The organism is Pseudomonas sp. JDS08PS003, assembly GCF_045013505.1.
GTDB lineage: Bacteria > Pseudomonadota > Gammaproteobacteria > Pseudomonadales > Pseudomonadaceae > Aquipseudomonas > Aquipseudomonas protegens_B.
Map to the genome: position 1 here is coordinate 4876006 of NZ_CP120724.1, position 19499 is coordinate 4895504.

18 protein-coding genes and 3 tRNA genes are annotated in these 19499 nt (G+C 60.0%); 8 read left to right on the top strand and 13 right to left on the bottom strand.

What is annotated here, in order from left to right; all coding sequences use genetic code 11:
* Positions 1-55 precede the first annotated feature (55 nt).
* The 6 genes from clpX to P7C00_RS21625 all read right to left on the bottom strand — a co-directional run bounded on the left by clpX (position 56) and on the right by P7C00_RS21625 (position 4229).
* The gene (gene clpX / locus P7C00_RS21600; RefSeq protein WP_102864651.1) at positions 56-1339 is read right to left on the bottom strand and encodes an ATP-dependent Clp protease ATP-binding subunit ClpX; all 1284 of its coding nucleotides are present in this window, start codon (positions 1337-1339) and stop codon (positions 56-58) included.
* A 112-nt stretch (positions 1340-1451) separates the two neighbouring features.
* Positions 1452-2087 carry an ATP-dependent Clp endopeptidase proteolytic subunit ClpP gene (clpP, locus tag P7C00_RS21605; RefSeq protein WP_011062274.1) on the bottom strand — a complete coding sequence of 212 codons (636 nt, stop codon included), beginning with the start codon at positions 2085-2087 and terminating at the stop codon, positions 1452-1454.
* A gap of 92 nt (positions 2088-2179) precedes the next feature.
* Positions 2180-3490 carry a trigger factor gene (gene tig / locus P7C00_RS21610; protein ID WP_346635147.1) on the bottom strand — a complete coding sequence of 437 codons (1311 nt, stop codon included), beginning with the start codon at positions 3488-3490 and terminating at the stop codon, positions 2180-2182.
* Between the two features lie 412 nt (positions 3491-3902).
* A tRNA-Leu gene (locus tag P7C00_RS21615) sits at positions 3903-3987 on the bottom strand.
* Positions 3988-4044: 57 nt separating this feature from the next.
* Positions 4045-4120, bottom strand: a tRNA-His gene (locus tag P7C00_RS21620).
* 32 nt (positions 4121-4152) lie between these two features.
* A tRNA-Arg gene (locus tag P7C00_RS21625) sits at positions 4153-4229 on the bottom strand.
* Positions 4230-4509: 280 nt separating this feature from the next.
* On the opposite strand from P7C00_RS21625, the gene folD reads away from it, so the two are divergent.
* Together folD and pbpG are read left to right on the top strand one after the other, a co-directional pair.
* Positions 4510-5364 (top strand): bifunctional methylenetetrahydrofolate dehydrogenase/methenyltetrahydrofolate cyclohydrolase FolD, encoded by an 855-nt coding sequence (gene folD, locus P7C00_RS21630; RefSeq protein ID WP_102864649.1) that lies wholly within the window; start codon positions 4510-4512, stop codon positions 5362-5364.
* Positions 5365-5657: 293 nt separating this feature from the next.
* Positions 5658-6596: a D-alanyl-D-alanine endopeptidase gene (pbpG, locus tag P7C00_RS21635; protein ID WP_346635148.1), complete on the top strand. Its 939-nt coding sequence runs from the start codon at positions 5658-5660 to the stop codon at positions 6594-6596.
* A 50-nt stretch (positions 6597-6646) separates the two neighbouring features.
* Here pbpG and P7C00_RS21640 read toward each other — a convergent pair whose 3' ends face one another.
* On the bottom strand, positions 6647-7321 hold the full coding sequence (locus P7C00_RS21640; RefSeq protein ID WP_404937334.1) for a PA2778 family cysteine peptidase: 675 nt from the start codon (positions 7319-7321) through the stop codon (positions 6647-6649).
* A 224-nt stretch (positions 7322-7545) separates the two neighbouring features.
* On the opposite strand from P7C00_RS21640, the gene P7C00_RS21645 reads away from it, so the two are divergent.
* Positions 7546-7716 carry a hypothetical protein gene (locus tag P7C00_RS21645; protein ID WP_346635150.1) on the top strand — a complete coding sequence of 57 codons (171 nt, stop codon included), beginning with the start codon at positions 7546-7548 and terminating at the stop codon, positions 7714-7716.
* A gap of 79 nt (positions 7717-7795) precedes the next feature.
* On the opposite strand, the gene P7C00_RS21650 is transcribed toward P7C00_RS21645, so the two are convergent.
* Both P7C00_RS21650 and P7C00_RS21655 read right to left on the bottom strand, forming a co-directional pair.
* A complete protein-coding gene (locus P7C00_RS21650; RefSeq protein WP_404937335.1) occupies positions 7796-8551 on the bottom strand; it encodes a TerC family protein in 756 nt (251 codons plus the stop codon).
* 30 nt (positions 8552-8581) lie between these two features.
* Positions 8582-8830, bottom strand: coding sequence for a hypothetical protein (locus P7C00_RS21655; RefSeq protein WP_123727868.1), 249 nt, complete (start codon positions 8828-8830; stop codon positions 8582-8584).
* Between the two features lie 134 nt (positions 8831-8964).
* Here P7C00_RS21655 and nhaR point away from each other — a divergent pair, with 134 nt between their 5' ends.
* Positions 8965-9870, top strand: a complete 906-nt coding sequence (nhaR, locus tag P7C00_RS21660; RefSeq protein ID WP_346635152.1) for a transcriptional activator NhaR — start codon at positions 8965-8967, stop codon at positions 9868-9870.
* On the opposite strand, the gene P7C00_RS21665 is transcribed toward nhaR, so the two are convergent.
* A complete protein-coding gene (locus tag P7C00_RS21665; RefSeq protein ID WP_346635153.1) occupies positions 9871-11028 on the bottom strand; it encodes an MFS transporter in 1158 nt (385 codons plus the stop codon).
* Between the two features lie 350 nt (positions 11029-11378).
* Between P7C00_RS21665 and sstT the strand changes: the two genes are divergently transcribed.
* Complete coding sequence (sstT, locus tag P7C00_RS21670; protein ID WP_346635154.1) at positions 11379-12611, top strand: serine/threonine transporter SstT; 1233 nt, start codon at positions 11379-11381, stop codon at positions 12609-12611.
* A gap of 91 nt (positions 12612-12702) precedes the next feature.
* On the opposite strand, the gene P7C00_RS21675 is transcribed toward sstT, so the two are convergent.
* Positions 12703-13212, bottom strand: coding sequence for a DUF1993 domain-containing protein (locus tag P7C00_RS21675; RefSeq protein WP_346635155.1), 510 nt, complete (start codon positions 13210-13212; stop codon positions 12703-12705).
* Between the two features lie 71 nt (positions 13213-13283).
* Entirely contained in the window at positions 13284-14312 is a 1029-nt protein-coding gene (locus P7C00_RS21680) for an AraC family transcriptional regulator ligand-binding domain-containing protein (protein WP_404937336.1), read from the bottom strand.
* Between the two features lie 177 nt (positions 14313-14489).
* Here P7C00_RS21680 and P7C00_RS21685 point away from each other — a divergent pair, with 177 nt between their 5' ends.
* Both P7C00_RS21685 and P7C00_RS21690 read left to right on the top strand, forming a co-directional pair.
* Positions 14490-17009, top strand: coding sequence for a flavin-containing monooxygenase (locus P7C00_RS21685; protein WP_404937337.1), 2520 nt, complete (start codon positions 14490-14492; stop codon positions 17007-17009).
* 222 nt (positions 17010-17231) lie between these two features.
* A complete protein-coding gene (locus P7C00_RS21690; protein WP_346635158.1) occupies positions 17232-17882 on the top strand; it encodes a DUF480 domain-containing protein in 651 nt (216 codons plus the stop codon).
* A 39-nt stretch (positions 17883-17921) separates the two neighbouring features.
* On the opposite strand, the gene P7C00_RS21695 is transcribed toward P7C00_RS21690, so the two are convergent.
* Entirely contained in the window at positions 17922-18740 is an 819-nt protein-coding gene (locus P7C00_RS21695; RefSeq protein ID WP_346635159.1) for a shikimate 5-dehydrogenase, read from the bottom strand.
* Between the two features lie 255 nt (positions 18741-18995).
* Here P7C00_RS21695 and P7C00_RS21700 point away from each other — a divergent pair, with 255 nt between their 5' ends.
* Entirely contained in the window at positions 18996-19355 is a 360-nt protein-coding gene (locus P7C00_RS21700; RefSeq protein WP_346635160.1) for a hypothetical protein, read from the top strand.
* The last annotated feature ends 144 nt before the right edge of the window (positions 19356-19499 follow it).

Genomic DNA, 19499 nt, shown 5'->3' on the forward strand with positions numbered 1-19499 from the left:
ACGCTAAAAGCAAAGGGGCCCGAAGGCCCCTTCTTTCAATCCAACAGCGCAACGCTTACGCGTCTGGCGCCGCCTTGGCCGTCGGCTCACTGTTTTCATAGATGTACAGTGGCTGGGACTTACCTTCAATAACGCTTTCGTCGATCACTACTTTACTCACCTCGGATTGCGAGGGGATCTCATACATAGTGTCGAGCAGAACACCTTCGAGAATCGAACGCAGGCCACGAGCGCCTGTCTTGCGTTCAAGTGCGCGTTTGGCGACCGACTTCAGGGCGTCGGTACGGAACTCCAGGTCGACACCTTCCATCTCGAACAACTTGGCGTACTGCTTGGTCAAGGCATTCTTCGGTTCAGTGAGGATCTGAATCAACGCTGCTTCGTCCAACTCATCAAGGGTTGCAAGAACCGGCAGACGGCCGACGAATTCCGGGATCAGACCAAACTTGACCAAGTCATCAGGTTCGACTTCACGCAGGGACTCACCAACTTTCTTGCCCTCTTCCTTGCTGCGCACCTCGGCATTGAAACCAATGCCGCCACGGGTGGAGCGGTTTTGAATAACCTTTTCCAGCCCGGAGAACGCGCCACCACAGATGAACAGGATGTTGCGAGTATCGACTTGCAGAAATTCCTGCTGCGGGTGCTTGCGACCACCTTGCGGCGGAACGGAGGCAACCGTGCCTTCAATTAGCTTCAACAGGGCTTGCTGAACACCTTCCCCGGAAACGTCCCGGGTGATCGAAGGGTTGTCAGACTTGCGGGAGATCTTGTCAATCTCATCGATATAGACAATGCCCATCTGGGCTTTCTCTACGTCGTAGTCGCACTTCTGCAGCAACTTCTGAATGATGTTCTCGACGTCCTCCCCCACATAACCGGCTTCGGTCAGGGTGGTTGCGTCGGCGATAGTGAACGGTACATTCAACAGACGAGCCAGGGTTTCCGCCAACAGCGTCTTACCCGAACCTGTAGGGCCGATCAGCAAGATGTTGCTCTTGCCAAGTTCGACGTCGTCACTCTTCTTGTCACGCTGGTTCAGACGCTTGTAGTGGTTGTACACCGCTACCGCCAGAACCTTTTTTGCACGCTCCTGACCAATCACGTATTGATCAAGGATGCCGCTGATTTCTTTAGGCGAAGGCAATTTATGCGCGCTGCTCTCGGCCTGTGCTTCCTGCACCTCCTCACGGATGATGTCATTGCACAAGTCGACGCACTCGTCGCAGATAAAGACCGAGGGGCCGGCAATCAATTTGCGCACTTCATGCTGGCTTTTGCCACAGAAGGAGCAATAAAGCAGTTTGCCGTTGTCCTCGCCGTTGCGGGTGTCAGTCATTCGTTCGATCCAAATCCGATAGGCTTGCAACACAAGATGAAGGCTATTGCGGGCTTTTTCAAGCCCGCCACTGATCAGAACAACTGACCAAGCCTATTTTGAGCTGCTTATTTTAAGCGGGGCGCTGGTTGATTACTTCATCGATCAACCCGTACTCACGCGCTGCTTCGGCGCTCATGAAGTTATCGCGATTGGTATCGCGCTCAATTTCTTCCAGAGTACGCCCGCTATGCTTGGCCATCAGCGTGTTAAGACGCTCACGGATGAAGAGGATTTCCTTGGCATGGATTTCGATATCCGACGCCTGGCCTTGGAAACCGCCCAGTGGCTGGTGAATCATCACTCGGGAGTTTGGCAGGCAGAAACGCTTGCCAGGGGCACCGGCCGTCAGCAAGAACGCACCCATGCTGCATGCCTGACCAATACAGGTGGTTGAAACGTTAGGCTTGATAAACTGCATGGTGTCGTAGATCGACATGCCAGCCGTCACCGAGCCGCCCGGGGAGTTGATATAGAGATGGATGTCCTTGTCCGGGTTTTCCGCTTCAAGGAATAGCAGTTGCGCACAGATCAGGTTGGCCATGTAGTCTTCTACGGGACCTACCAGGAAGATCACTCGCTCCTTGAGGAGGCGCGAGTAGATGTCGTAGGCGCGCTCGCCACGAGCAGACTGCTCGACAACCATCGGGACCAGACCGCCTGCGGCCTGGATATCAGAGTTCTGCTGAATATACGAATTACGGAACATGCTCTGCAGTCACTCCCAAATAGTCACGTCTTGAATACGCATAAGCCAGCGCGAAGGCTGGCTTATGGTGTGTGCTTCGAACGAGAAGAAAATCAGTCGGCTTGAGGTGCTTCTACCGGCTTGACCGCTTCTTCGTAAGAGACCGATTTGTCGGTCACGCTAGCTTTCTGCAGAACAGTATCCACAACTTGTTCTTCCAGCACAACCGAACGGACTTCGTTCAATTGCTGCTCGTTCTTGTAGTACCAGGACACGACCTGCTCAGGCTCTTGGTAAGCCGAAGCCATTTCCTGGATCAGCTCGCGAACACGGTCTTCATCAGGCTTCAGATCGAATTGCTTAACAACTTCAGCAACGATCAGGCCCAGCACTACACGGCGCTTGGCTTGCTCTTCGAACAGCTCGGCAGGCAGTTGGTCCGGCTTGATGTTGCCACCGAATTGCTGGACAGCCTGAACGCGCAGACGGTTAACTTCGTTTTCCAGCAGTGCCTTCGGCACTTCGATCGGGTTGGAGGCCAGCAGACCGTCCATAACCTGATTCTTCACCTTGGACTTGATGGCCTGGCGCAGTTCGCGCTCCATGTTCTTGCGAACTTCGGCACGGAAACCTTCCAAACCGGCTTCCTTGATACCGAATTGAGCGAAGAACTCTTCAGTCAGCTCTGGCAGCTTAGGCTCGGAAACGCTGTTAACAGTCACTGTGAACTCGGCAGCCTTGTTGGCCAGATCCAGGTTCTGATAGTTCTCAGGGAAGGTCAGGCTCAGAACACGCTCTTCACCGGCCTTGGCACCGACCAGACCGTCTTCGAAGCCAGGGATCATGCGACCGGAACCCAGTACCAACTGGGTACCTTTAGCCGAACCGCCTGCGAAAGCTTCACCGTCAACCTTACCTACAAAGTCGATGTTCAGTTGATCATCGTTCTGCGCAGCGCGATCAGCAACTTCGAAGCGAACATTCTGCTTACGCAGGATTTCCAGCATGTTGTCCAGATCAGCATCAGCCACGTCAGCGCTCAGACGCTCAACAGCGATGTTTTCGAAACCGGCAACCGTGAACTCTGGGAAAACTTCGAAAGTGGCAACGTATTCCAGATCCTTGCCCTTCTCCAGCACCTTAGGCTCGACCGAAGGAGCGCCAGCCGGGTTCAGCTTCTGCTCAACAACGGCCTCATAGAAGGAAGCCTGGATCACATCACCTACTGCTTCTTGACGCGCATCAGCCTCATAACGCTGACGAATCACGCTCATTGGAACCTTGCCAGGACGGAAGCCCGCAATTTTGGCCTTTTGGGCAGTCTGCTGCAGACGCTTGTTGACCTGGCTCTCGATGCGCTCAGCCGGCACGGTGATGCTCATGCGGCGCTCAAGAGCAGAAGTATTTTCAACAGAAACTTGCATGGATATTCCTCGTTGCACAGACGTTAGCCGGCCGTTTTCCGACCCCAGAATCAAGGGCATGCATTCTAGTGGGTCAAACTCAAGAAGTCACCCTACTGAAAACGGGTAAAAAACAGCCGACAATGTGAAGGCGAGGACAAAGGGTTGAGCCTCGCCATGAGAGCAAATACTACGAATCCAACCAGAGCCTCTACACCAACCCTTCTATATATAGAAGGAGTCGCTCAGAGCACCCCTGACAAACACCAACCAATAGCCAAGATCCGAGCACCCGGCGACCAAAGGCCAACCATTGCCCAGCCCAGCCACCCCATTATTTGCGGAACCACTGGACATACCGGACCCAGAAACGAAAACGGCGCAGCCCTTTTCAGGTGCTGCGCCGTAATCTGCTATTAACTAGCTACTTTATTGGTGCGGACGAAGAGACTCGAACTCTTACACCTTGCGGCGCTGGAACCTAAATCCAGTGTGTCTACCAATTCCACCACGTCCGCTTAACAAGCTTTTAAAGCAAAGGCGCCAGACTATTAATCTGGCGCCTTCTTCGAATATGGGGTGGACGATGGGGATCGAACCCACGACAACAGGAGTCACAATCCTGTGCTCTACCAACTGAGCTACGCCCACCATATTGCGTTACTTGTGCCAAAGCTGCCTAATGGCGCACCCGGCAGGACTCGAACCTGCGACCATCCGCTTAGAAGGCGGATGCTCTATCCAGCTGAGCTACGGGCGCCTTATTAATCTGTATTCTTTAACGATTACAAACTAATTGCTTTCAGTCGTTACGAGCTAAACATCAACTCTGCCCGACCTTCTTAACCAGTGCTAGGCTGTGCCCGACAAGTGCGACGAATGTTATAGACGAGCCTTTAGGTCGTCAACTCTTTTTTGAAAAAAATTCATTTAATTAAAGGAGTTAGGGGAATTTGCAGACCAAGCGCCTTTGCCCTCACGTTCCGACATGCGAGAATGCGTTCTCTTTTTCTCTCCCTCTCGATGGTTAATCACGCGTCATGACTGCACAACTAATCGACGGCAAAGCGATCGCCGCTAGCTTGCGCCAGCAGATCGCCAAACGTGTCGCCGAGCGTCGCCAGCAAGGCCTGCGTACTCCGGGCCTTGCGGTGATTCTGGTCGGCAGCGACCCGGCCTCTCAGGTTTATGTCTCGCACAAGCGTAAAGACTGCGAAGAGGTCGGCTTCCTTTCACAAGCCTATGACTTGCCCGCCGACACCACTCAAGAAGCCCTGGCTGGCTTGATCGATCGCCTCAACGATGACCCGAACATCGACGGTGTCCTGCTACAGCTGCCACTCCCTGAGCACCTGGATGCCTCTCTACTACTAGAACGCATTCGTCCGGACAAAGACGTGGATGGCTTCCATCCTTATAACGTCGGGCGTTTGGCCCAACGCATTCCCCTGCTGCGACCCTGCACTCCGAAAGGCATCATGACCCTGCTGGAAAGCACCGGTGCCGATCTGTATGGCATGGATGCAGTAGTAGTCGGCGCATCCAATATCGTCGGACGCCCGATGGCCATGGAGTTGCTGTTGGCTGGTTGCACCGTGACCGTCACCCACCGCTTCACCAAGGATTTGGCTGGCCACGTTGGCCGTGCCGACCTGGTAGTCGTTGCAGCAGGCAAGCCAGGCCTGGTCAAGGGCGAGTGGATCAAGGAAGGCGCTATCGTCATCGACGTCGGCATCAATCGCCAGGAAGACGGCAAGCTGGTGGGCGACGTGGTTTATGAAACCGCCCTGCCCCGCGCAGGCTGGATCACTCCAGTACCGGGTGGCGTAGGCCCCATGACCCGCGCCTGCCTGCTGGAAAACACCCTGTACGCCGCCGAATCGCTGCACAGCTAAGTTTTCGACAGCGTATAAAAAACCCGCCAATGGCGGGTTTTTTTATGCGCCAACGCTACACCGCCCCGGAGCTCTTTATCGCACCTGAATCTTAGCGCTCAGGATCGCACCCGGCCTATTCTGAAACCGCAGTACCGCTCAGGAAAAAACGGTGTTTTTTCTTGGTTTTTAAGGGTTTTCGACTGACCGCTGAAGAACAATCGACAGTACCTCAGCTATATTCATAAAATGTAACGTTTTCCCGAAAAAGCCCGTTGCCAAACGGCATATCCATCTTTATTGAGTCCGCCCGCGTGAAAATTCGTCTCTCCATCCTCAGCTTGTTGTTTGCTGTGTCCGGCACCTTGATCGCGCACAGCGTCGACGCCAGCGAAACCACCGCGGCGCCAAGAGACACTTCACAATTGCATATTGCATCCGGCAGCGCCCTGCTGCTGGACCTGCAAACCAACAAAGTCATCTATTCCAGCAATCCCGACGTCGTAGTGCCCATCGCTTCGGTGACCAAACTGATGACCGCTATGGTGGTTCTGGACGCCAAGCTGCCCCTGGACGAATACATCTCCATGAACATCAGCGACACCCCGGAAATGAAAGGCGTGTTCTCCCGGGTCAAGCTCAACAGTGAACTAAGCCGTCGGGATACCCTGCTGATCGCCCTGATGTCCTCGGAAAACCGTGCCGCCGCCAGCCTGGCCCATCACTACCCGGGAGGCTACCCGGCCTTTATCGCAGCCATGAACGCCAAGGCCAAGTCCCTGGGAATGACCCACACCCGCTATGTGGAACCCACCGGTCTGTCGATCCATAACGTGTCCACGGCTCGCGACCTGAGCAAATTGCTGGTGGCCGCCCGCAAATACCCGCTGCTGAGTGAACTGAGCACCACCAAGGAAAAGACCGTGGCATTCCGCAAGCCCAACTACACCCTGGGCTTTCGCAACACCGACCATTTGGTCAACAAGGAAAAATGGGACATCAAGATCACCAAGACCGGCTTTACCAATCAGGCAGGTCACTGCCTGGTGCTGGTCACCAGCATGAGCAATCGCCCGGTAGCCCTGGTGATTCTCGATGCCTTCGGCAAGTACACCCACTTCGCCGACGCCAGCCGCATCCGCAACTGGGTAGAAACCGGCAAGAGTGGCTCGGTACCGGACGTAGCCTTGCGCTACAAGGCCGACAAAAACCTCAAGAACCGTCAGACCGCGGCCCCTCAAGCCTCGCACTGATACTCAAGCACAACAACGGCGCCCCATGGCGCCGTTGTTGTCTGCAGGCTTCAGTGGCTGTCGAGCGCTTTGCTGGCCCTGGCCGCCGCCTGTTCCTGACCGGCCTGCCCCAGTTCATTGGCGGCTTTGAACCAGCGTTGGCGATCGACCTTGGCCGGCAGCTGATCGGGCGCCTGAATCAATACCGCAAAGCTCCCGGCGTTCTTCCAGGAAGACTCGAACTCACTGAAGCTCATCAGTTGCCGACGGCTTTTCGCTCCGCGCAGCAGCACTGTTTGCTTGTCCCGGTTATAGCCGGCCAATACCGCATAACGCGGTTCAGCCCAGAACGTCGAACCTTCGGTAAAGCGCACCAGTACCGGATAACCCGCCGCCACCTGGGTCAGCAGGGCTGCTAAATGCTCATCCAGGGGATAGACCACCATCCCGTACTCACGCGCCAGGCTCTGCATGTTCTGCTGCAATTGCGCCTCGGCGCCAGGCAGGTGCAAGGGTTTGTCCAACAGCCCCGGAGTAATCACGATGCCCTGTTGCGACAGCATGCCAGCCAAGGCTCCGGGGCCACTTTGATACATCTCTCCACGGAAAAACGGCACGCTGTTGAGCTCCACCCGCTCCGGCAGGCGCTGGATCTCGGGTTGCACGCTGCCAGCACAACCGGCCAGGCTCAAGACACAGGCGCTGACCAGCAACGCCGCTCGAAATCGAGGAAATACCCGCACCATCATCGCTCTCTATATTCAAACGCCGGACGACCCGGTCCCGGCTGGGGACTTGATCATAGGGTGCTCACGGGCAAGGGTATAGCGTTAGGCGGCAGTTAATTGCAAACCATAGAGCGAAGTGTTCGAAGACTCTCGACTATTGGTCAATAGCCTGAAACACAGAGGCTACTAGACTGTCCATTGGTAAGAGTGTGTGCCCTGGACAGGGCATCAAGGAGGCACTTATGAGCCTGACAACGACGATAGTGATGCTGATCCTGGGCTGGCTGGCCGTAGCCGCTGCAATGCTCTGGGGCGTGCTGCGCATCACCCGCCGCCACCATCATCAGCCCCAGCAGTCCACCCCCGACATCAAGACCGCAAAAGCCGCCCGACGCCCTGCCCCTGCTCACTGATCAGCATTTGCGCTCTCCCAAAAACAACACGGCCGCCTGACTCCAAGGAGTACAGACGGCCGTTTGCCATGATTGCGAATCAGCCCTCGGCCTGCGCCGCCTGACGCTTCTGCCGAGCCCGACGAGCCAGCATGTTCAGGCTTTCAATGGCCGCCGAGAACGCCATCGCCGCATACACATACCCTTTGGGCACATGAGCGCCGAAGCCTTCGGCGATCAGGGTCATGCCGATCATGATCAGGAAACCCAGGGCCAGCATCACCACGGTCGGGTTGTCATTGATGAACTTGGCGAGCGGCTCGGCAGCCAGCAGCATCACCAGTACCGACACCACCACGGCAATGATCATGATCGGCAAGTGCTCGGTCATGCCCACGGCAGTAATGATGCTGTCGATGGAAAACACCATGTCCAGCAACAGGATCTGACCGATCGCAGCGGCAAAGCCGATGGCCACGCCCGGTGTCTGGGGTTTGTCCCCCTCAGGCTCCGGAACCATGCTGTGGTGGATCTCGGTGGTGGCTTTCCACACCAGGAACAAGCCACCGGCAATCAGGATCATGTCTTTCCAGGAGAAGCTCTGCCCCATCACGTCGATCACCGGCTCGGTGAGCTGGACGATGAAGGCGATGGTGCTGAGCAGCGCCAGACGCAGGAACAACGCCATGCCAATACCGATGCGCCGCGCCTTGGCCCGATGCTTTTCCGGCAACTTGTTGGTGAGGATGGAAATAAAGATCAGGTTATCGATGCCGAGCACGATTTCCATCACCACCAGGGTGGCCAGGGCGACCCAAGCAGTGGGGCTGGCAGCGAGTTGTAAAAGGTAATCCATGGGTCAATCCTGAATCGGTTGTATGAAAGATCAGATTTCCTGGGAAGACTCCGGCTTCTTGGCCGCGTCTTCCTGTGGTTTTTCCTTACCGGTCACACTTTGCGTGGCGTCACTCAACGCTTGCTCTGCGGCCTTGTGGGTATCGTCGATGGCTTGCTTGGCAGTCTCGGCCGCCTTGTCCAGCACCTGTTGAGCGCTTTTTTCCGCCTGATCACAACCCGCCAGGGTCAGCATAGACAGGGCCAGCAGCGACGCTGCGCCCAGGGTTTTGAATGACATGCCGTATTCCTCGATAGAACGGACGGGGCCAAGTGGGGCCCCGTCGATAGCGAGGCATTCTAAGGAGAGTAATACTTCAGGAAAATTCGTATTTTTAGCAGTTATACTTCGGTTTTAACGAACTGACAGTCACCATGCTCAACTACCGCCAACTGCATTATTTCTGGGTTGTAGCCAAGACCGGCAGCATCGTCCGCGCCTGCGAGCAGCTCAATCTGACCCCACAAACCATCAGCGGCCAGATCAGCCTGCTGGAGCAGACCTATGGCATCGAACTGTTTCGCCGGGTCGGACGCCAGCTGGAGCTGAGCGAAGCCGGGCGCCAGGCCCTGCCCTACGCCGAACAGATGTTCCAGCTCGGCGGCGAACTGGAAGCCATGCTCCGGGCCCGACCCGACGAGCAACAGATCCAGTTCCGTGTCGGCGTGGCAGACGTGGTGCCCAAGTCCATTGTCTATCGCCTGATCGCGCCGACCATGGAGCTCAGCGACCCGATTCGCCTGACCTGTCGCGAAGACAAGCTGGAACGGCTGCTGGCGGACCTGGCCATTCAGCGCCTGGACCTGGTGATCTCCGATAGCCCCATGCCCTCGCACCTGGACATCAAGGGTTACAGCCAGAAACTCGGAGAATGCGGCGTCAGCTTCTTCGCCACCGAGGAGTTGGCGCGATTGCACGGTGCGGACTTTCCCCGAGGCCTGCACGGCGCCCCGCTGCTGATCCCGGGCCAGGAAACCGTGGTTCGCAGCCGCCTATTGCGCTGGTTCGCCGAACAGCAGCTGCAACCGCGGATCATCGGCGAATTCGATGACAGCGCTTTGATGCAGGCCTTCGGCCAGTCCGGCAGCGGGATCTTTATCGCTCCCAGCGTGATTGCCGATGAGGTCCGGCAACAGTACGGCGTGCAACTGATTGGCCAGACCGATGCCGTGACCGAATCGTTCTATGCCATCTCCGTGGAGCGCAAGGTCAAACACCCCGGCATTGTCGCCATCACCGAAGGGGCGCGCCGGGAACTGTTCACACCCCTGAACCACTGATCAGGAAGGACAGGCGTCCGGTGCCTTGAGGTTCATCAGCAGCAACGCCAGGACGATGGACAGCAAAATGAAGCCGGACGCCGCGAACCCCAGGCTGCCCAGCCCCAGGGTATCGATCACCCGGCCGCCGACCATGGCCCCCAGGCCGATTCCCAGGTTGGCCCCGGCGATGTTCAGCGACGCGGCGAACGCCGGTGCTTGCGGTGCCGCCTTGATCAGCCGCACATGGCTGACCAGGAACAACGCTGCCTGGGTCACACCCCAAACGCCCATGGCTGCCGCCAACCCCAGGGTCGAATGAATGCTCGGCACCAGGGCCACCATGCCGCCGATCATCAACCCACAGAACACCATGGACGCGATCAGCGGATGCCGGTCCACAGCTCGCCCCCCCAGAGAGTTGCCAATCAACCCCACCGCGCCGAAGCCCATCAGGCACCAACCCACCAACGTGCCATTAAAGCCCGCGAGGCGCTCGAGAATATCCGCCAGGTAGGTGTAGGCAGTGAACATGCCACTGAACACCAGGATCGACAGCAGCACATGCCCCAGCATCAGCGGGCTGCGCAGGATGCGGAACTGCGAACGCAGGCTCGCCTGTTCGTTATGTGGCTTGGTAGTCGGCAGATAGACCCACAGCAGCAGGGCCTTGCCGAAGGCCACCAGAGCCAGGAGGCCGAAAGCACTGCGCCAGCCAAAGGCGTCAGCAATCAGAGTGCCCACGGGAATCCCGAACACCGTGGCGCAGACAATGCCGAAGCCGATCTTGGCAATGGCGCGCCCGGCATAGTCCGGGCCGACGATGTCCACTGCCGTTTCGCTGGCCAGGGCCCAGAACACCGGCAACCCCAGGGCCGGCACCAGTCGCGCCAGGGACATCACCCAGATGTTCGGCGCCAGGGCGGCCAGGGTATTGGCCAGGCCAAACATCAGCAGCACGCTGATAAACAGCTGCTTGCGCGGAAAACGCGCGAAATAGGCGGTCAGGAAGGGCCCGAAAGCGGCGACGGTGAACGCGAACAGGGTCACCAGCAAGCCGGCCTGGGACACACTGACTTGCAAGTCCCGGGCAATCGACGGCAACAGGCCGACGATGATGAATTCCGTGGTCAGCACGGTAAAACCCGCGGCCGACAACAGCAGGATGGGCAACAACATCAAGAACTCCAGAAACGGCGACAGCAGCGACAGCCCGAAGGGCCCGCTGACTGGATAGGAAAAGGGGATGGCGAATATTAACAGAGTGTGTACGGGTCAGGGCAACCGCCACGTCGTCGCTTTTCTTGCAGCGGCAAGTGGCAGATCGTCACATCGACGCGGGAAGCCCTGATTGCTGTGATAAAGTCCGCCCCCTGCCAGAAACAGGCCTGATCGCGCGCTGCCACTCAAGCGGCCCGATCGCCGGTTGCCATTGACCACCGCAGCCATGGGTGCCGCTCCAGCCCGGACCACTTCCGGCCCAGGGTACCCGGCATGCACTGCACATTAAAAAAAATAGAGATACCGCTATGAGCGCTTCCCCTCCTTCCCTTCTGCACACCCTCAAACGCCTCAGCCTGGTGACACAGATCGTCATCGGCCTGCTTGCCGGGATCGCCCTGGCCCTGTTGGCACCTGAAGTGGCGAAGTCCACCACCTTCATCGGCAAGGTCTTCGTCTCGGCGCTCAAGGCCGTGGCACCGATCCTGGTGTTCGTGTTGGTGATGGCCTCCATCGCCAACCACAAGCACGGCCAGGAAACCCATATCCGGCCGATCCTCGTGCTCTACCTGCTGGGCACCTTCGCTGCCGCGGTGGTCGCCGTGATCGCCAGCAGCCTGTTCCCTTCCGCCCTGGTGCTGTCGACCCACGACGTCGCCATCACCGCTCCCGGCGGCATCACCGAAGTGCTGCAAAGCCTGCTGCTGAGCGTGGTGGACAACCCGGTCAGCGCCCTGATGAACGCCAACTTCATCGGCATCCTGGCCTGGGCCATCGGCATGGGCGTGGCCATCCGTCATGCCGGCGAGACCACCCGCACCGTGCTTGATGACCTGTCCAATGGCGTCACCCTGATCGTGCGCGTGGTGATCCGCTTCGCGCCCCTGGGGATCTTCGGCCTGGTGGCCTCGACCCTGGCCACTTCCGGCTTCGATGCGCTGCTGGGCTACCTGCACCTGCTGGCGGTACTGATCGGCTGCATGCTGTTCGTGGCCCTGGTGATGAACCCGCTGATCGTGTTCTGGAAGATCCGCCGCAATCCCTTCCCACTGGTACTGACCTGCCTGCGCGAGAGCGGCATCACCGCGTTCTTCACCCGCAGTTCGGCGGCCAACATTCCGGTGAACCTGGAACTGAGCAAGCGCCTGGGCCTGCATGAAGACACCTATTCGGTGTCCATCCCCCTGGGCGCCACCATCAACATGGCCGGCGCGGCGATCACCATCACCGTGCTGACCCTGGCCGCCGTGCACACCCTGGGCATCGCCGTCGACCTGCCGACCGCCGTGCTCCTCAGTGTGGTGGCAGCGATCTGCGCCTGCGGCGCTTCCGGTGTCGCCGGTGGCTCGCTGCTGCTGATTCCGCTGGCCTGCAGCCTGTTCGGCATCCCCAGCGAAATCGCCATGCAAGTAGTGGCAGTAGGCTTCATCATCGGCGTGCTGCAAGACTCGGCGGAAACCGCGCTGAACTCCTCCACCGACGTGCTCTTCACCGCCGCGGCGTGCATGGCCCAGGAAGACAAGGCGCAAGCCTCAGCCTGATTCACGGCCACTAAAAAGCCCGGCCAGGGTCAACCTGGCCGGGCTTTTTTATGTGCGCTGAAAGGGTCGTGCCGCTCTTCAGCGGGACAGCTTAGAACGCGCCCATGTAGTCGCGCTTGCCCACTTCCACACCGTTGTGACGCAGGATCGCGTAGGTGGTGGTGATGTGGAAGAAGAACTGCGGCAGGCCGTAGGTCAGCAGGTAGGACTGGCCACTGAAGCGCTTCTCTTTCGGAGTGCCCGGACGGGTGACGATCTCGATGCCTTCCTTGCCATCGATCTGCGAAGGCTGGATGCCCTCGATAAAGGCCAGGACCTTGGCGATCAGCGCCTGCAGGTCAGCGAAGGTGACTTCAGTGTCGTCGTACTTGGGCAGCTCGACCTCGGCCAGGCGGGCCGATACGCCCTTGGCGAAGTCCACGGCGATCTGCACCTGACGCACCAGCGGGAACATGTCCGGGTACAGGCGCGCCTGGAGCAAGGCATTGGGTTCGATATTCTTCGCCGTGGCGTGAGCTTCGGCCTTGTGCAGCACATCGCTCAAGGCGTTGAGCATTTGCTTGAAGACAGGAACGGAAGCGGCGTACAGGGAAATAGTCATGACAGTCTCGACATGGATGGCGGAAATACAACGAGCAGGGATTATAGCCACAGCGGCCGGCCCCGGGGCCTTTATCCCGGAGGCCCTTGGCGATAAGCGCTGGGCGCGACGCCAAACCAGCGCTTGAAGCTCTGGGAAAAACTCGACAGGTCGCTGAAGCCCAGCCGTTCGGCGATCTGCGTCAGGCTCAAGGCCGGGTTGCCCAACAGCTCCAGGGCCCGGGCGCTGCGCTGCTGGCTCAGCAATTGCCGGTACGACGTGCCCTCCTCCTGCAAACGACGCTTGAGGGTGCGCACGCTGGTCCGGCTCAACCGCGCCATGCTCGGCAGGTCCGGTACGCTGCCGACGGGGGCGGCCTCAAGATGCTGGCGCACCAGGGCCGCAGCCCCCTGAGGCGCCGAGCGACGCTCCAGCAACTGTGCACACATCTGCTCGCACATCGACACCGTCAGTGGATTGGCCTGGGGCAAGGACCGGGTCAGGAAGCGCCGGTCGAAGGCCAGGTCATGCTGCTGGGCCCGATAGGTGGGACTCAGGCCAAGGATCTGCTCCGCTTGCCCCGTACAGCGCGCCACAGGACGGCCATTGCCTCGGGTAAACCGCGCCAGGCGAAAGTCCGGGCCCACAATTTCCTTCATCAATACCGCCGCAGCGGCCATGTCCCGCTGCAGCAGAAACTCCCGTACCGCCGGGTCCGCCACCGCAGGCTCAGCAAACGTCAGCACTCCCAGCTCCTGCTCCAATCGATAGCCGATCGTGGCAAAGGCATAAGTCAGGGGTAAAAAGCGCAAGGCCAGGTTCAAGGCATCCGCCGCAGTCGCACTGCTGATCAGGCCATAGCCAAACAGGCCGTAGCTGGAAAAGTGATAGCGCGCGCCCACGGCGTAACCCAAGCCCCGGGGATTGCCCAGCAAACCCAGCAGATTGCTCACCAGCTGCAGTTCCTGAGCCGCCGTCAACAGGCTGTTGGGGTCCCGCAGCTGCTCCAGGGACAACCCCGAGCCGGCCAGCAAACTCACCGCTGGCAAGCCCTTTTCACGGCCGAAGTTCACCAGCAGCAAGGCGCTGGAAGGTCCTCGGGTATAGGTCTGGAAACTCATGGGCCGGGCTCATGAACCGCTGATTTGGCCCAAATACTAAAGCACTTGTCCCGTTACAGCATGGGGCCTGCGTTTTATTCCCTGCATGCTTCACTGATCGGGGCTGCACCACAGAAACAAGGAAGTGGCCTCGGGTGGATCAACCCAGTGCCGCACAACAATAACAACGAGGTCGTCATGCCCCAATCAGCACCTGCCTGCAACCCACCCTCCAGCCCAACCGCGCCCCTTGAGGCCCTGATCATCGGTAGCGGCTTCGGCGGCCTGGGCATGGCCATCGCCCTGCGCAAGGCCGGGGTCAGTCAGTTCATCCTTCTCGAGAAAGGCCAGGACGTCGGTGGCGTCTGGCGCGACAACTCCTACCCTGGCGCCGCCTGCGACGTGCCTTCGCACCTGTACTCGTTTTCCTTCGAGCCCAACCCGAACTGGTCCCGGGTGTTCGCCCCTCAGGCAGAGATCCACGGCTATCTGCAGCATTGCGCCCAACGCTACGACCTGCTGCGCCACATCCACTTTGGCAGCGAAGTGCGCCACGCCCGGTTCGATGAAGCCGGCAGTTACTGGCAGGTCATCTGCAGTGATGGCCAGGAACACTTCACCCGCCTGCTGATCAGCGCCACTGGCCAACTGAGCCGCCCCGCCCTGCCCAATCTGCCGGGTCTGGACAGTTTCCAGGGCCATGTATTCCATTCCGCAGCCTGGGACCATCACTATCCCATGGCCAACAAGCGGGTGGCGGTGATCGGCACCGGAGCCTCGGCCATCCAGTTCGTTCCGCAGATTGCCGATCAGGTGGCCGCGCTCAAGGTCTTCCAGCGCTCCCCGGCCTACATCATGCCCAAGGCCGACCGCGCCTACCGCCCGGAGGAAAAACAGCGATTCGCCCGCCATCCGCTATGGACCAAGCTGGTGCGCGCCGCTCACTACCTGCATTTCGAATCCCGGGCCCTGGGCTTTACCCGCCTCAAGGGCCTGACCAAATGGGCGGTCGGCATTCCTTTTCACAAGCTGCTGAACGCCTCGGTGCCCGATCCCGAACTGCGCCAGCGCATGACCCCGGACTACCCCATCGGCTGCAAGCGTATCCTGCTGTCCAACGACTACCTGAAAACCTTCGCCAGACCCCATGTCGAGCTGCTGACCCAGGGCATCGAACGCATTACCGAGCACGGCATCGAAACCCTCGACGGCCAGCAGCACCCGGTGGATGTGATCATCTATGGCACCGGTTTCGCCGCCACCGAATTCCTCTCGCCGATGCGCATCAGCGGCCGCGGCGGGGTCGACCTGAACCAGGCCTGGCAACATGGCGCGGCAGCCTACCTGGGGCTCAGCGTGCCCGGTTTTCCCAACTTCTTCATGCTCTACGGGCCCAACACCAACCTGGGCCACAACTCCATCATCCACATGCTGGAAAGCCAGATCTCCCATGTGATCAAGGCCCGCCGGGCGCTGCTCAAAAGCACGGCGAAAACCCTGGAGGTGGACGAGGCGCCCCACCAGCGTTTTCAGTTGCGCATCCAGCGCCGCCTGGCCACCTCGGTGTGGAGCGGCTGCCAGAGCTGGTATGTCGACGCACGGGGGCACAACAGCACCAACTGGCCCGGCTTCACCTGGAGCTACAGATGGCTGACCCGCTATGCCGGGCTGTCCGCCTACCGGTTTGCCAGCCCCTTGGACGCGCCGTTTTCGCCCAGCGATGGACAGCGAGTGGCCCCACCCGGGGATTGGCTGGAACGGGGTAATGCGGCTTTCTTGCGGCTTTTCCTGAGAGCCAGTTTCAGGACCCTGATCGGCCCGCCGCGGGAACTGGTGAGCCAGCGCCAGCTCGTCAACGCTCTCTCCTGGCTGATGCCCGGCGGCCTCGACGTAACCCGACAGCGCACGGACCTGGGTCAGTTGAGGGTGCAGACAGTCGAACCCAAGGCCCGGACCTCGAACGCGGTCATCCTCTACCTGCACGGCGGCGCCTTCTGCCTGGGCAACCCGGACACCCACTACAGCGTCACCAGCCGCCTGGCCAGGGAAAGTGGCTGCCGCGTCTGGGCACCCGACTACCGACTGGCACCAGAGCATCCCTACCCGGCCGCGCTGGACGACTGCCTGGCCTGTTATGACGCCATCCGTGCCCAGGGCTGCCCGGCGCAACAGCTGCTGATTGCCGGCGACTCTGCCGGTGGCGCCCTGGTGCTGGCACTGGCACTGGCCTTGAAGCAACGCGGCGAGCCGTTCGCGGCCGGGCTGATACTGCTCTCGCCGGTCACCGATCCCGACCTGGGCGCAGACAGCATTCAATCCCGAGCCGCCGTCGACCCGATGATCCGCCGCGACTGGCTGGAACAGGCCCTCAAGGCCTACGCCATCCCTGCGCAGACGCCTTCACATCGCCCTCTGGAAGCGGACCTGCACGGCCTGCCGCCGATGCTGATTCAGGTCGGCGACCAGGAGCTACTGCTGTCCGACTCCCTCCGCCTGGCGAAACGCGCACGGGCCTGCGGCGTGCCCTGCCAGCTGGAGATTCATGATGGCCGCTGGCATGTCTTCCAGCTGCAGGCCTTCTATCTGCGCTCTGCCAGGAACGCCCTGCGCAGCATCGCCCGATTTGCCCATCGCTGCCTGGAAACCGCTGCCATTCCCGCAGCGCCGTCCGCGCCGCTTGCCGCGGCCGAACCGGCACAAGCCCCGCAACCCAGCTGAAACACCCGCCGCCGCGCTGACTGCGCGGCGGCATTACCCCCTTGAAAGCCGCCGCCCGATCCCCGCTCCACCAAGTTCTGATGGCCAGAACCGGCTTCTGAAGGTAAAACAGAGCCCCTCGAAGAGGGCCGACTCGGCCACGGAAAACTCAAGACCGCCCTAGCGCGCCATGCACCGGGTTTTCCACGACCCCATCCATCAGTGACCAAGGGACCAGCACTTATGAGCAGCGAGCACGACACCCCCAACGAAGCACTGCGCCTGAGCAGTACCGACATCCGCGTTCTGGGTTCGTTGATCGAAAAGCAGGCCACCAGCCCGGAAACCTATCCCCTGACCCTCAACGCTCTGGTGATCGCCTGCAATCAGAAAACCAGCCGCGAGCCGGTGATGAACCTGACCCAGGGCCAGGTCGGCCAAAGCCTGCGCGCCCTCGAGGCCCAAGGCTTCACTCGGCTGGTCATGGGCAGCCGCGCCGACCGCTGGGAACAGCGCCTGGACAAAGCCCTGGAACTGGTGCCGGCGCAGTTGATCTTGTGCGGCCTGATGTTTCTGCGGGGCCCGCAGACGGTCAACGAACTGCTGACCCGCAGCGGGCGCATGCATGACTTCGAAGACAGCGAACAGGTCCTGCACCAGCTCGAGCGCCTGATTGCCCGGGGCCTGGCCCTGCATATCCCGCGTCAGGCCGGCCAGCGCGAAGACCGCTACACCCACGCCCTGGGTGACCCGGCGGATATCGAAGCCATCCTCGCCGCCCGGGGCAACCCGGTGGAGCGCAGTGCCGGCGGCGCGGTTTCGGTGGAGCGCATCGAAGAGCTGGAAGCGCGGATTGCCGCCCTGGAAGAACGCCTGGCCCTGCTTGAAGGCTGAGCTGACGCACGCCCATGGGCCGCTAACGAAATTGCCGGCTCAAGCCCGGGCGAAGGCCACCGCCTTGTGGAACTGCTCCTCGCTCGGGCGCACGCCGGTATACAGCACAAACTGCTCCAGGGCCTGAATCGCAATCACCTCCAGCCCGGTGATGACTTGCTTGCCCTCGGCCCTGGCCCGCAGGATCAACGGCGTCTCGGGCGGTACGGCCACCACATCGAACACCCGATCCGCTGCAGCAATCGCCTCGGCCTCGAAGGCCAGCTGCTGCGCTTGCGGGCCACCGCTCATGCCGATCGGGGTCACGTTGATCAGCATCTGCGGCCGCAGGCTGCCCAACTCCGCCTGCCACTCATATCCCAGCGCACCTGCCAGGGCGCGCCCGGTGACTTCATTACGCGCGACGATCACGCCCTGGGAATAACCGCCATCACGCAAGGCGCTGGCCACCGCCTTGGCCATGCCGCCGCTACCGCGCAGGGCGAAGGTCGATTCCCGTGGCACGTCGTGCTCGGCCAGCAACTGGGCCACGGCAATGTAATCGGTGTTGTAGGCCTTCAGGTGGCCGTCGGTGTTGACGATGGTGTTGATCGAAGCAATGGCCCTGGCCGAGGCATCCAGCTCATCCACCAGGGCGATGCAGTCCTCCTTGAACGGCATGGACACGCCGCAGCCGCGAATCCCCAACGCACGAATCCCCCGCACCGCACCAGGCAGATCCTGACTGCTGAAAGCCTTGTAGTAGAAATTGAGCCCCAACTGCTCGTATAGATGATTGTGAAAACGCAGGCCGAAGTTCCCGGGACGCCCGGAAAGCGACATGCACAACTGGGTGTCTTTGTTGGGGTTCATTTGCATATACATCTCCTCGCTGGGCACTTTCGGATAGACGGGATTGGTCAGCCAAGCCCCTTGTGCCTGATCATATCGGCGCTGGTTTGCAGACCTCTTCAGCGCCCAGGGATGACGGTAAAGAGGCCGATACAGACCTTACACAACATTTACTCAGCGGCTGTGCAGATTTTCCAGAAACCGCTGTCTTAGAAGTATCCCCGCGTCAGTTCTTGAGTCTGGTGCAGACCATAAACGCAGGGGTTGAACCGAGGAACAACCATGATTTCCAAAATCCCCAAGATTGCCCTGCTCATAGGTGCGCTGGCTGTCGCCGGCCAGGCATCGGCTCACGGTGGCGGCTGGGCCGGCCCCGCAGCGCTGGGCGCAGTTGTCGGTGCAGCCGTTGTGGGCTCGGTGATGGCCAACCAGGATCGCACGGTCTACGTGCAGCAGGCGCCGGTCTATGTGCAACCCCAGCCGGTGTATGCCGCACCACCGCCGCCGGTCTACTACCAGCCGGCACCGGTCTATGTACAACAACCGGTCTATTACCGCCCGGCGCCGGTGTATTACGGCCCACCACGGGGCTACTACGGCCACCCGCATTACTACTACGGCCCAGGTCCCGGCCGCTGGTAACAGTCCGCTGAAACAGCCACAGGCCCCGCCCCCGAAGCGGGGCCTGTTGCATTTTGCCATCACCCGAATGTCTGAATAATTCTGAACAATGTCGCGACTGGAACAGTATTTGCGTTCAAATCCGGGAATAGTGTACTGATCCCA